Origin of the sequence: Amaricoccus tamworthensis, assembly GCF_049800875.1 — a bacterium.
Lineage (GTDB): Bacteria > Pseudomonadota > Alphaproteobacteria > Rhodobacterales > Rhodobacteraceae > Amaricoccus > Amaricoccus tamworthensis.
Genome location: NZ_JBNAFV010000020.1, coordinates 18,388 through 29,657 on the forward strand (window position 1 = coordinate 18,388; position 11,270 = coordinate 29,657).

Sequence of the window (11,270 nt, forward strand, 5' to 3'; positions counted from 1 at the left end):
GTCAGGCGGACTTTCGCGTCGACAGGTGTCTGTTCCCGTAATGCTCCACCATTGCGGTCATGTCCGACAGGCGTGAGGTCGGCGTCAGACAGCCACGAACGTTTGGCAGGAGTTCGAAAACCGAACTTCCGGAGAAAAACCCACTGGCCGTGACGGCCAGTATGGGGATGTCCGGATCCCTGTAGGTTGCAAAATCAGCGACAAAATGAGCCTCGAAATTCGGCATCTCCAGATCAAGGACAATTACGCCATACTCATTAACCCGCAGCGCCTCAAACGCGGCTGACATTTCGGACACGACCGTGCAATCATGACCCTGGCGGGTCAGGTGACCAGCCCAGATCCATGCCAGATCGAAATTATGCCCTACTACAAGTATCTGCACGTAACAGCTCGCCCCATATCCAAAAACGGCCGACCCCGGAACAAGCGTCCGGGGAGACACGAAACCGCCTCCCATAGGTTGACAGTGTACACGAACTCAAACTTTTCGCGTACCTGACACTAACGGCCAATTTTGCTAAAATTTGGTGAACCTTTGAGATAACTTCGCAGATGCAACCACGGGTTGTTTTTAGGCCTCCTGAAACCTTATTTATGCTCGCACAGCGTATTTGAAGCCTCAATCCGAACGGAAATTGTAAAAACTGCTGCTGTTTCGGCTCTAATCTCACATTTTTTCCTCCGGTTGCACCGCCCCCAAAATCGTCAGAACGTCCCTTACACGCGGGCGTGAAAGAAAACCGGCGGAATTTTGCCTGTCGCAACGGAAGGAAAATCGGAGTACCGAGGAATGTGGAGTTTGTGGAGAACAATCAAACCGGCCTAAATTTTTTACAGGGAGAAAACCATGACAGATGATATCGTAATTTTGGGCGGGGCCAGAACCGCCATTGGTACCTTTGGTGGAAGCCTCTCATCGACGCCACCTATTTCTCTTGCGGCGACAACAGCGAAAGAGGCTATGAACCGCGCGGGTGTTGAGCCCGGTATGATCGGAAATGTCGTCTACGGCCACGTCATCAACACCGGCCCACGGGACATGTATCTCTCACGCGCCGCTGCAATTGAGGCAGGCATTCCAGACAAGGTCCCGGCGATGAACGTCAACCGGCTCTGCGGTTCAGGTGCGCAGGCCATCGTCTCAGCGGTTCAGTCACTTCAGCTTGGCGATGCAGAGTTTGCCCTCGCTGGTGGCGCCGAGAACATGTCGCTCTCGCCATACATTCTGCCCGCAGCCAGATTTGGTCAGAAAATGGGCGACGCCGGTGCCGTCGACATGATGGTTGGCGCACTCAGTTGCCCGTTCGGCACCGGCCATATGGGTGTGACGGCGGAGAACGTGGCAAATGAACACAATATCAGTCGTGAGGATCAGGACGCGTTTGCGCTGGAATCCCAGACCCGGGCGGCAAAAGCCATTGAAGAGGGAAGGTTCGAGAGCCAGATCGTGCCGGTTCAGGTCAAAGTGAAGCGGGAGATGGTCGAATTTAAGGTCGACGAGCACCCCAAGAGCACCAGCCTTGAGAAACTCGCCGGTTTGCGCGCCGCCTTCCAGAAGGACGGTTCGGTGACCGCCGGTAACGCGAGCGGAATAAACGACGGCGCGGCATCGGTGGTTCTGGCCTCCGCCAATGCGGCGAACTCGGCCGGCCTGAAACCTGTCGCAAGGGTTCTGGGCTATGCGCTGGCTGGCGTACGACCCGAAGTGATGGGAATCGGACCAATTCCAGCTGTCGAAAGCCTTTTGAAGCGAACCGGATTGGAGATCGGTGACTTTGCCGTGATTGAGAGTAATGAGGCGTTCGCTGCGCAGGCCCTTGCCGTTAGCCGTGGACTTGGGTTCGACCCCAACGTCGTCAACCCGAACGGCGGTGCAATTGCCCTCGGTCACCCGGTTGGCGCAACCGGAGCGCTGATCACCATCAAGGCGCTTTACGAGTTACAGCGTATCGGCCGCGGCAAGGCGCTGGTAACAATGTGCATCGGCGGTGGACAGGGCATAGCACTCGCCATCGAAAGCCTGTAGGACAGCGCTCCCGTCCGGTTCCGACCTGGGGCCGGACGCGTAACTTTACGGGGTAAGTGATGGCAACGGTTCTGTCTGGAAAATCGGTGGTGGTAACGGGTGCGGCGAACGGCATTGGGCTTTCCACCGCCCGCAGGTTTGTTCAGGCTGGCGCCTCGGTCATGATGGCCGATATCGACGAGGACAAGCTGGAGCGGGAGGTCGAAACCCTTGAGTCCGAGGGGTACGACGGACAGGCGCAGTTCTTTCATGGTGATCTGAGAGAAAAGCTGACGCGCACCAATTTGGTGGCTGCCACGGTCGATGCCTTCGAAGACATTCACGTTCTGGTTAATGCAGCCTGGCTGATCGCGTCGGGGGATCCGCTGAACCCGAAAGAAGACCAGTTCGACGAGATCATGCAGCAAAACGTCACGGCCAACCTTCGCATGAGCCAGATTGTGGCGAAACGCATGATTGAATACGCCGAAGAGGAGACGCCCTCCCCTTCCGACCGGTGCATCCTGAACATCAGTTCGATCTACGCCCAGCGCAGCATGCCGGAATTCATGTCCTTTTCGGTCGCCTCCGCTGCGGTCAACCAGTTGACCCGCTGCATGGCGACGACACTGGCCAAGCACGGTATCAGGGCCAACTGCGTGGCCCTGGGAGGCGTTTTCGGGGATTCTCTAGGGATAGCCATGCCCGAAGTGGATGACCTGAAGGACGCAATTCGCGATGTAACACCCCTCGGTCAGGCTGACGGATATCGCGATGCGGCCCATACCGCAGTTTTCCTGGCTTCACCGGGATCACGGTTTACGACAGGACAAATTCTGACGGTTGATGGCGGACGGGAGTTGATCGACCCCCTCGATGCGGCGGTCGAACTGAGCGGAGACCAATGAACGGACGGCCCGGGACGATGCCGGGCCGTGTATCTGAAACCGGGATCAGTCAGCCCGGCTGTCGGTATCTTCGTCCTCATCCTCGTCCGAGGAAAAACCTGAATTGCTGAAGAGACTTTCCGCGTCGTGTTTGGCATTCGCCGCGTCGCGCTCATCGTCGTCTTCCTCACCCTCATTGCCCAGCGTGAAGTTTTCCAGACCCGCCATGCTCGAAGGCATGCGCGGCTCGGCGTCCATCGAGAGCGACTGTTCCGTCGAGACGAGTTTCATGCGCTCGTCATCCGACATTACGCCACCCTCGGCGCCCTGTTTTTTGACGGCCTTTGCAACCGCGGCATCAAGCTCGATCTGCTTGCACATGCCCAGTGCGACGGGGTCCACCGGCTGGATGTTGGCAATGTTCCAGTGCGTCCGCTCACGGATCGACTGGATCGTCGGTTTCGTCGTGCCAACAAGCTTGGAAATCTGACCGTCGGACAGCTCGGGATGAAACTTGACCAGCCATGCAATAGCCGCGGGACGGTCCTGGCGCTTGGAAAGCGGAGTGTAGCGCGGACCCTTACGCTTTGTTTCGCCTTCAGCGGCCGGGTTGTGCATCAACTGCAGCTTGCCACGGGGGTTTTCCTCGCAGCGTTTAATTTCGTCGGCCGTCAGCTGTTTATTGTCGATGGGGTCAAAGCCCTTAATTCCCTGGGCGACCTCTCCATCAGCAATACCGTTGACCTCAAGCTCGTGCAGACCACAGAAATCAGCGATCTGTTTGAAGCTCAAAGTTGTGTTGTCCACCAGCCACACGGCGGTCGCTTTTGCCATCAATGGTAGTGCCATCGGTCGGTTTCCTCATTCATCAAAAACGCGTTGCGCCCCCTAGGTGAAACCCGGGTGCGCCTTGGCGCGAAGATCGGTTTTCGTGGGGAGTATTGCGCGCTATATAGGCGTCATGAAACCAATGTTAAAGTTTTTTTTGATTGCAGCCGCGTTGAGTGCGGTTCCGCGGGCCACTGTGGCGCAGGGATACGACTATTTCGTCATGGCCCTGACATGGACGCCAAGCTTCTGTGAAACGGCGGATCCGGACCGCAACCGGGAACAGTGCGATCCGTCCCGCGATCTTGGATTCGTTTTGCACGGCTTGTGGCCTCAATACGAGGATGGCTGGCCCGAATACTGCGAAACCTCGGAGCGGGATCCGTCCCGCAGTGAAACGGGAGCCATGGCCGATATCATGGGATCGGGCGGGCTAGCCTGGTATCAGTGGAAGAAACACGGGCGCTGTTCCCGCGTTTCGGCAGAGAACTATTTTAAGGCATCCCGATACGCCTACAACTCCATTTCCAAACCCTCAGGTCTGTCCCCGGAAATGACGACTGATGAACTGGAACGGGCCTTTATTCAGGCAAATGACGACCTGAACCACGATTCCATGGTCGTCACCTGTCGCGGCGATCTGATCCGTGAGGTCCGTATCTGTCTCGACCTTAAGCTGCGTCCGCGCGACTGCTCCCAGGATGTCCTTCGGTCCGCATGCTCCTATCGCGGCGATTTGGAACTGCCTCCAATCCCTTAGAAACCGGCTTCAGGCGCCGCTGCCGTCGTCGCGGTCAAACCATCGGAAAATGTAACCAGCCGTGATTCCGACGAGAACCACGCGAACCAGATGATGGCAGGCGACCAGTGCTGTGTCGAAATTGAGCGCCAATGCAACAAGGCCCATCTCCGCCAGACCGCCGGGCGAATAGGCCAAAACGAGAAGAAGCACGTTAATTCCAGTCAGCAGATGCAAAATCCACGCAAAAAACACCGTCATGGACAGTAGAATAACCGTGGAGCCGAGACACAGGACAAGTGTCTTTCCCACCTGCCGGAAAGTTTGACCGAAGAAACGGCAGCCAATCGTGGTGCCCAGGCCGACCTGTGCGGCGATCACCAGCTCCCGAGGGATCTCAAAATCGCTAAGATCGGAAATGTGCAAGGTTGCACTGACCAGCATCGGTCCGAGCAAAAAGGCCGCCGGGAGCTTCAGGTAATGCCCAAGAGCAACACCCGCGACACATGTCCCGGTCATCCAAATGGCGGTCTGCCATGACAGATCGCTTATCCTGAAGACCTCATCGTCGGGGCCCCCAGAGCCCAACTGACCCTCGACGAAAAACAGTTGGATCACTCCGGATACAATGAACACAACGAGAAGTATGCGTGCGGAATGAATAAGGGCTATGCGTTGCGGGTCAGCCCCCTTGGCCTCGCCCAACAGAGTCATTTCGATGAGACCACCGGGCATTCCGCAGAAATAGGCGGTTTTGAAGTCGTAGCCGCAAACACGATGAAAATACCAGACACAGGCCGCTCCGGCCGTCAGCATAAAAACCGCCAGACCGGCCAGAGGCAGGATCCAATCCGAGGCCCGCAACAGAACATCGCTGGGGAACCCTGCGCCGAGGAGCGTGCCAATAACCGCGGAAAGCGGAGGACGCACCCATCTGGGTGTCCCAACCGGCATGCGGGCGAGCGCGGCGATGGTTGAGGCTGTAATCGCGCCCAGCATCCACGGGAGGGGCAGGTGCAGCAGGTTAAAAATCAGCCCTCCGGTCGCGCCACAAAGGACTGCGAGGAAAAGACGCGCCGATATTTGCAGCCCTGATGTGACTGGCATTCAATTTCCGTTCCCTGAGCGGGGTCCGGCGGGCCCAGGCCTGGGTCGCCGTATATATTCCTGTTTTGTGCGACAGGCGCCCCGGTCGAACAATCCTGACACGTGGGAACGCCCGACCGTCGTCGCTGCTTTTGGGCAGTTGTCAGCGACAATAACGCGCCACGCAAGCCAAAATATGTCGATGCTTGCGAGTTGCGAATTGCAACATCAAAGGATTTGCGCAGGCGAAAATAGTGCTATGCAGTCGGTATGGCACGTATTTCACCGTACTGGATCTGGTTTTTGCTCGCTTTGCCTGCCTTTGGAATGGCCTGGGATTTGGTCAGGTCCAGCAATCCGCGAATATTCCACATCCTGGTGCATCCATCAGGTGAGTTTTCCGCAAGGTTTTTGATCATCGCACTTATGGCCACGCCCCTGTGCATGCTCCTTAAGGGCTGGCGCGGGCCTCGCTGGCTAATGAGGAACCGAAGGTATTTTGGGGTAGCCGCGTTCGCCTATGCGGCCCTGCATACGATTTTCTATCTGGTCGACAAGGGAACCGCGGCAACCGTAATCGGTGAGTTGCCCCGTTTCTACATCTGGACCGGCTGGCTGGCGTTCGCCGTATTTATTCCACTTGCCGCGACCTCGATGGATTATTTCGTAAGGGTCATGGGACCGAACTGGAAAAAGCTGCAGCGCTGGACATATGGTGCTGCCGTTCTGACGCTGCTTCATTGGGCGTCGATACACGGGTGGAAACATCCCGCAGCCGCGCTGATTCATTTCGGCCCACTGGCTCTTCTTGAGGGATATCGAATTTGGTACAGATATCTCAGACCCCGTCAGTCCGCAGTGTAGCAGGGAACGGCACCCGCAACAGTGGATCACCTGTCGGAGAAGTATTCATCGATTGATAGGCAACAGACTGGCAGGCCAAAGACTTGTGATTGGACTCCTGATACTCATCAACGTGCGGTTCCCGTATTTTGCTGCACTAGTAATTCCGGTCCCGACGACTGCTGAGGTGGTTTTATTGCTCGCGATTCTATCCGGAGTGATGATGCCGCTTGCCGGTTTTTCAAGCAAATTGATCCGGACACGGCCTGGCATGGCCGATTGAGCCATCGCTACGGGCTTATTCGCGTACAATCCAATGACGGACTGGACCCCCGGGCCGGTGCGGGTCTATAGGCGGGTGGTAGCAGATGGGGAATGCACAGTCATGGAACCGACCAAAGAAGGCCTGCGTCTGGCCGACGAAGTTGCGCAGCGCCACGGCGTAAGCACGGACGCCGTCGTCACGCTCATGCGCTCTCTGGCCTCCGGCGGCGGCACGCAGGCCCAGTTCAGCCATCCGGAGCTTGGCGGCATGGGGCAGTGGTCACTCAGCGGCATGACAATGGTTGGCGACATGTTCAACAATGCGCTGAAAGCGAAGGTGGATGCCCTTTGTACGGACCTCTCCCAGGTCGTAAGGGAAGCTGGAGTGTTCAGGCCGTCCGGCCCCACAACTCAGGGTCAGACACAGTCGGGGGGCCAGCCTGGGGTCAGCCTGTTCATTTCCGGTGGCAACTGGTGGCCTGAGGAATTGGGCGCACCATCCTCCTCCGGTTCTCAAAACGATCTTCGTTACGCATTTTTTCCGTCGACCCGGCGACTTGCCGTCGAGGTTGGAGGTCAAATGACAGTGTACGACACGGCTGATCACATGATCTCCGGCGTCTCGCAGCAGCAAAGCGGAGACCAGTCGCTGACGTTCACCAGCCAGTTCGGTCTGGTGCGGCTGGCGGATCTGAAGATTGTTGATGCTCAGGGCGACGCAAACGACGAGCCTGAAGTGGTTTCTACAGCGACGGTTGCCGACGTTCCAACGGACGTGACCGCTCCGGCACCCGCAACGCCACAGGAAACACCAAGCAGGTCGGATGAAGAGGATGTGTTCGCGAAACTTGAACGCATAGCCAGCCTTCACCAAAAAGGTATTCTAACGGATAGCGAGTTCGAATCCAAGAAAGCGGAACTTTTGGCCCGAATTTAGCAGGTTCCCGCTTTCCTGGTTGTAGTTCAGCCCGGCGCGGTACAGCCCTGTACTTCAACAGCTCGATCGGCATCCAACACGGTCACTCGCAGACTGCTGCGATCAAGCAAAACGCCGTTTCCGTCCAAACCATCAATGCGCGCCCGACTGGTCACGTGATGCCCCTCGGTTTTCGTATCGGCAAAATCAATCCAGACCATCGGGTCGGGAGCCTCAACCACCACGTACTGCGCGTCATTCTGAGAAGCCGCAAATTCGATACTGGTGGCCAACGAGAAACCTTTATCCGTAGGAACAATGTTGCAGGTGGCCTTCAAAACTCCACCTTCGGCAGCCGACTGAGCACGTTGCGAGAGAGCTTTTTCGATTCCCTCCCTGCCCTGTGAGACCGAAGCAACATCGATCTGGCCATTCAGATCGACGGTTGCCGGGATACATATTTCGCTGCAAAGCCCGTAGTCGATGGCAAGCGAAATCTCGATAGGAGTTGCAGAATCGATCGGCACCAGCCGAACGGGAAGCACCAGTTCCTCCTCGAACACGAACGATACAAAACCGAAAGTTTCGAGAATTTCAGGCCGGGGCCACTCAAATGTCACGCTTTTAAGGTTCGAGGAACCGGACCAGTCAAATTCCCACGGGATACCCACTTGGCCTGGGACCCGCCAGTACGTGTGCCAGCCAGGCTCCATCTCAAAACGCAATGCCGCCACATGACTGCCATCATCCTGCTGCCACCCGGAAAGAAACGCCGCCGACGCGATCTGACTGGGGTCCTGCGCCAAAACTGGACCGGACAGAACCGTTAGGGAGGCCAATGAAATCTGAGCGATATTGAACATTTGTATCCGCGACGCTTTTCCCGCCCGCCACCATACGGGTTTGCCCCCCGGCGAAAAGTAACAAAACCGAAATTCGCGCAGCCGTGAACAAACCGTCAGCGAAGAGCCGGCGTTGTCTGAGCGAACAGAAAAAATTGAAGGGGAACAGTGGCTCAGGTCGCTTGAATTCCCAAGGGATCGGGACCATTCTCCAGTGATGCAAGGTATTGAAGCCAGTTTTCTCGAAGGACAGCTTCTTATCGCGATGCCCGGTATGGGCGATCCGCGGTTTGAGAAATCTGTCGTGTTTGTCTGCTCCCATTCGGATCAGGGCGCAATGGGTCTTATTGTCAACAAACCGGCGCCTGATCTGAGATTTGATACGCTGCTCGAGCAACTGGATATCACCTCAACAATCGACCTGAGAAACACGCCGGTGCATTTCGGCGGACCCGTTGAACACGGACGTGGCTTTGTGCTGCACACCCCGGATTATGCGGTGGATGGCGGCAGTATACAGGTCAATACCGGGTTTTCGATGACGGCAACGCTCGACATTCTCAGGGACATGGCCGTGGGACGCGGACCGGACTTGTCTCTTCTGGCGCTTGGATATTCGGGATGGGGACCTGGACAACTTGAAAGTGAAATCCGGCAGAACGCCTGGCTCACCGCGTCGGCCGATCAGGAGCTCGTGTTCGGAGGGAACAGTGCCGGCAAATGGGACGCCGCTCTTCGCTCGCTGGACATTGATCCGCGTCTTCTTTCAGGCGGCGGCGGAAGCGCCTGATCCCTGCCCTACAAGTAAATCACACTCAAATTTCAGGAGCGGACTACATGCCGGCTGAAACACGGAAATCCTGGGTTCTGGACAGCAGACCCCAGGGGCGACCCACACTCGGGAACTTCAGGATGGAAGAACAGCCGCTTGAGGAACCCGGGGACGGGAAATTTTTGGTGCGAACCATCTGGCTGTCACTCGATCCCTATATGCGCGGCAGGATGAATGAGGGAAAGTCTTACGCACCGCGGGTAGAACTTGGCGAGGTCATGACGGCGGAGTGCGTCGCGGAGGTCATATCCTCCAAACACCCTGACTATAAAGTTGGAGAAATCGTAAGTGGACAGTTCGGCTGGACCACACATGCGATTTCTGACGGAGAACAGGTGCGCAGGCTTGATCCGGAGGCCGCACCACTGGGGTCTGCGCTGGGCATACTGGGCATGCCGGGCATTACGGCCTGGACATCACTCAACGTGCTGGCTGAGGCCATGCAAGGGGAAACAATCGTTGTATCAGCCGCTACGGGCGCCGTCGGAACGGTTCTGGGCCAATTGGCAAAGCTGAAAAAGCTACGGGTGATCGGCGTAGCCGGCGGCAAGGAAAAGTGCGAATGGGCGGTTGAAAACCTGGGATACGATGTCTGCATTGACCATCACATGGCTGCGGACGAACTCGCGGAGGCCATCCGCGCGGCGGCTCCTAACGGCGTCGACATCTACCATGACAATGTCGGGGGAAAGACCCTCGAGAGCGTTGTTCCGGCGATGAACGACCACGGTCGAATTGTCGTGTGTGGCGTTATCGCCTGGTACAACGGCGAAGGAATTGCTGATGCGATGCCGCTTCCAAAGGTCTGGAGTAACATTCTCGTCAAGCGGCTTAAGGTGCAGGGGATGATCGTCTTTGACTATTTCGATCGTTACTCCGAGTTTCTCGAAGAGGTCGCCCCCCTTGTCAAATTCGGGCAACTGTCATGGCGTGAAACGGTTGTTGAGGGAATTGAGAACGCGCCCAATGCGTTCCTCGGACTGTTTGATGGGAGGAACTTTGGGAAACTGCTCGTTCGCGTGGGCCCAGACCCGTCGGAGGCAGGCAACTAGTCTTTGGGAGCGGCGGCCCGTTGCAACCTGTCGTTAATCGCCAGACCAAGGCCGGTTTTCGGTATTGAGGCGACCGCTATGCTTTTCCCGCCTTCCGTTTTCGCAAGAGCGTCAAGTTCGCGAAGGTGGGAAAACAGGTTGGCTGCGGCCTCCACCATATCGCCAGAGACCGACAGGTTCAGGCCTCGATAACCCGTTTGGTCGGGTCCAAACCCCAGCCAAATTTCATCGTCCTGCGGCGCGGATGCATTGATTCGCATTCCTGCGTCTGGCGAGTAATGCGAAGTCATCTGGCCCGGCGCGGTTATATCACCCCCCTTGAAACGCTGCATCTCCTGCCCGAGACAGGCGGCGATCGCCTCCACCGGGAGGCCACCGGGTCGCAGAAGGACGGAAATGTCGCCGTCAAAACCAACGATCGTCGATTCCAGACCGACCTCACACTGCCCTCCGTCGACGACAGCGGCGATGCGGTGACGCAGCCCATCCAGCACGTGGTCTGCCGAGGTTGCACTCACCCGCCCTGACGGGTTAGCGGACGGAGCGGCCAAGGGGCCACCGAAGGCATTCAGAAGTTCCTGAGCGAGAGGGTGGGCTGGAATGCGAACGGCCACCGTGTCCAGACCGGCTGTAACCAGATCCGAAAGTCCCGTATCCGGCTTTCGCGGAAGCACAAGCGTCAGTGGCCCCGGCCAAAATGCCTGGGCCAAATCGCGGGCACTATCGGAAAATGACGCAATCGTTTCCGCGATTTCGAGGTTGGCCACATGGGCGATCAGCGGATTAAAGGAAGGGCGGTTTTTCGCCTCAAATATTCCAGCCACGGCGCGATCGTTGCAGGCGTCCGCGCCAAGGCCGTAAACCGTCTCCGTAGGGAAGGCCACGGGATCACCGGATTTCAACAGCGATACGGCCGCCCTGATCCCGCGCGGACCATCGGATAGTTTCACCGTATTGTAATCCACCATTTTGT

The 11,270-nt window shown here is 57.2% G+C and carries 12 protein-coding genes; 7 read left to right on the forward strand and 5 right to left on the reverse strand.

The window, feature by feature from the left end; translation table 11 throughout:
* Position 1: 1 nt before the first annotated feature.
* Complete coding sequence (locus tag ACP15P_RS20630) at positions 2–385, reverse strand: hypothetical protein (RefSeq protein ID WP_424930373.1); 384 nt, start codon at positions 383–385, stop codon at positions 2–4.
* Between the two features lie 465 nt (positions 386–850).
* On the opposite strand from ACP15P_RS20630, the gene ACP15P_RS20635 reads away from it, so the two are divergent.
* Together ACP15P_RS20635 and ACP15P_RS20640 are read left to right on the forward strand one after the other, a co-directional pair.
* A complete protein-coding gene (locus tag ACP15P_RS20635; RefSeq protein ID WP_424930374.1) occupies positions 851–2,029 on the forward strand; it encodes an acetyl-CoA C-acyltransferase family protein in 1,179 nt (392 codons plus the stop codon).
* 59 nt (positions 2,030–2,088) lie between these two features.
* A complete protein-coding gene (locus tag ACP15P_RS20640; RefSeq protein ID WP_424930375.1) occupies positions 2,089–2,916 on the forward strand; it encodes an SDR family NAD(P)-dependent oxidoreductase in 828 nt (275 codons plus the stop codon).
* Positions 2,917–2,961: 45 nt separating this feature from the next.
* On the opposite strand, the gene ACP15P_RS20645 is transcribed toward ACP15P_RS20640, so the two are convergent.
* Positions 2,962–3,744 carry a DUF1013 domain-containing protein gene (locus tag ACP15P_RS20645; RefSeq protein WP_424930376.1) on the reverse strand — a complete coding sequence of 261 codons (783 nt, stop codon included), beginning with the start codon at positions 3,742–3,744 and terminating at the stop codon, positions 2,962–2,964.
* Positions 3,745–3,865: 121 nt separating this feature from the next.
* Between ACP15P_RS20645 and ACP15P_RS20650 the strand changes: the two genes are divergently transcribed.
* Positions 3,866–4,483, forward strand: coding sequence for a ribonuclease T2 family protein (locus ACP15P_RS20650; protein ID WP_424930377.1), 618 nt, complete (start codon positions 3,866–3,868; stop codon positions 4,481–4,483).
* Positions 4,484–4,492: 9 nt separating this feature from the next.
* Here the strand turns inward: ACP15P_RS20650 and ACP15P_RS20655 are convergent, their stop codons facing one another.
* On the reverse strand, positions 4,493–5,569 hold the full coding sequence (locus tag ACP15P_RS20655) for an AbrB family transcriptional regulator (RefSeq protein WP_424930378.1): 1,077 nt from the start codon (positions 5,567–5,569) through the stop codon (positions 4,493–4,495).
* 249 nt (positions 5,570–5,818) lie between these two features.
* On the opposite strand from ACP15P_RS20655, the gene ACP15P_RS20660 reads away from it, so the two are divergent.
* Both ACP15P_RS20660 and ACP15P_RS20665 read left to right on the forward strand, forming a co-directional pair.
* Positions 5,819–6,412: a protein-methionine-sulfoxide reductase heme-binding subunit MsrQ gene (locus tag ACP15P_RS20660; protein WP_424930379.1), complete on the forward strand. Its 594-nt coding sequence runs from the start codon at positions 5,819–5,821 to the stop codon at positions 6,410–6,412.
* 364 nt (positions 6,413–6,776) lie between these two features.
* Positions 6,777–7,592, forward strand: a complete 816-nt coding sequence (locus tag ACP15P_RS20665) for an SHOCT domain-containing protein (RefSeq protein WP_424930380.1) — start codon at positions 6,777–6,779, stop codon at positions 7,590–7,592.
* A 26-nt stretch (positions 7,593–7,618) separates the two neighbouring features.
* Here ACP15P_RS20665 and ACP15P_RS20670 read toward each other — a convergent pair whose 3' ends face one another.
* Positions 7,619–8,434, reverse strand: coding sequence for a protein-disulfide reductase DsbD domain-containing protein (locus ACP15P_RS20670; protein WP_424930381.1), 816 nt, complete (start codon positions 8,432–8,434; stop codon positions 7,619–7,621).
* Between the two features lie 196 nt (positions 8,435–8,630).
* On the opposite strand from ACP15P_RS20670, the gene ACP15P_RS20675 reads away from it, so the two are divergent.
* Entirely contained in the window at positions 8,631–9,203 is a 573-nt protein-coding gene (locus tag ACP15P_RS20675; RefSeq protein ID WP_424930382.1) for a YqgE/AlgH family protein, read from the forward strand.
* A gap of 47 nt (positions 9,204–9,250) precedes the next feature.
* Positions 9,251–10,297, forward strand: a complete 1,047-nt coding sequence (locus ACP15P_RS20680; RefSeq protein ID WP_424930383.1) for an NADP-dependent oxidoreductase — start codon at positions 9,251–9,253, stop codon at positions 10,295–10,297.
* Here ACP15P_RS20680 and ACP15P_RS20685 read toward each other — a convergent pair.
* On the reverse strand, positions 10,294–11,265 hold the full coding sequence (locus ACP15P_RS20685) for an L-threonylcarbamoyladenylate synthase (RefSeq protein ID WP_424930384.1): 972 nt from the start codon (positions 11,263–11,265) through the stop codon (positions 10,294–10,296). The genes ACP15P_RS20680 and ACP15P_RS20685 overlap by 4 nt on opposite strands.
* Between the last annotated feature and the right edge of the window lie 5 nt (positions 11,266–11,270).

Coding starts and splice junctions, on each gene's coding strand:
- ACP15P_RS20650 (WP_424930377.1), top strand. CDS start 3,866: ATGTTAAAGTTTTTTTTGATTGCAGCCGCGTTGAGTGCGGTTCCGCGG.
- ACP15P_RS20660 (WP_424930379.1), top strand. CDS start 5,819: ATGGCACGTATTTCACCGTACTGGATCTGGTTTTTGCTCGCTTTGCCT.
- ACP15P_RS20670 (WP_424930381.1), bottom strand. CDS start 8,434: ATGTTCAATATCGCTCAGATTTCATTGGCCTCCCTAACGGTTCTGTCC.
- ACP15P_RS20675 (WP_424930382.1), top strand. CDS start 8,631: ATGCAAGGTATTGAAGCCAGTTTTCTCGAAGGACAGCTTCTTATCGCG.
- ACP15P_RS20680 (WP_424930383.1), top strand. CDS start 9,251: ATGCCGGCTGAAACACGGAAATCCTGGGTTCTGGACAGCAGACCCCAG.
- ACP15P_RS20635 (WP_424930374.1), top strand. CDS start 851: ATGACAGATGATATCGTAATTTTGGGCGGGGCCAGAACCGCCATTGGT.
- ACP15P_RS20645 (WP_424930376.1), bottom strand. CDS start 3,744: ATGGCACTACCATTGATGGCAAAAGCGACCGCCGTGTGGCTGGTGGAC.
- ACP15P_RS20640 (WP_424930375.1), top strand. CDS start 2,089: ATGGCAACGGTTCTGTCTGGAAAATCGGTGGTGGTAACGGGTGCGGCG.
- ACP15P_RS20655 (WP_424930378.1), bottom strand. CDS start 5,569: ATGCCAGTCACATCAGGGCTGCAAATATCGGCGCGTCTTTTCCTCGCA.
- ACP15P_RS20685 (WP_424930384.1), bottom strand. CDS start 11,265: ATGGTGGATTACAATACGGTGAAACTATCCGATGGTCCGCGCGGGATC.
- ACP15P_RS20665 (WP_424930380.1), top strand. CDS start 6,777: ATGGAACCGACCAAAGAAGGCCTGCGTCTGGCCGACGAAGTTGCGCAG.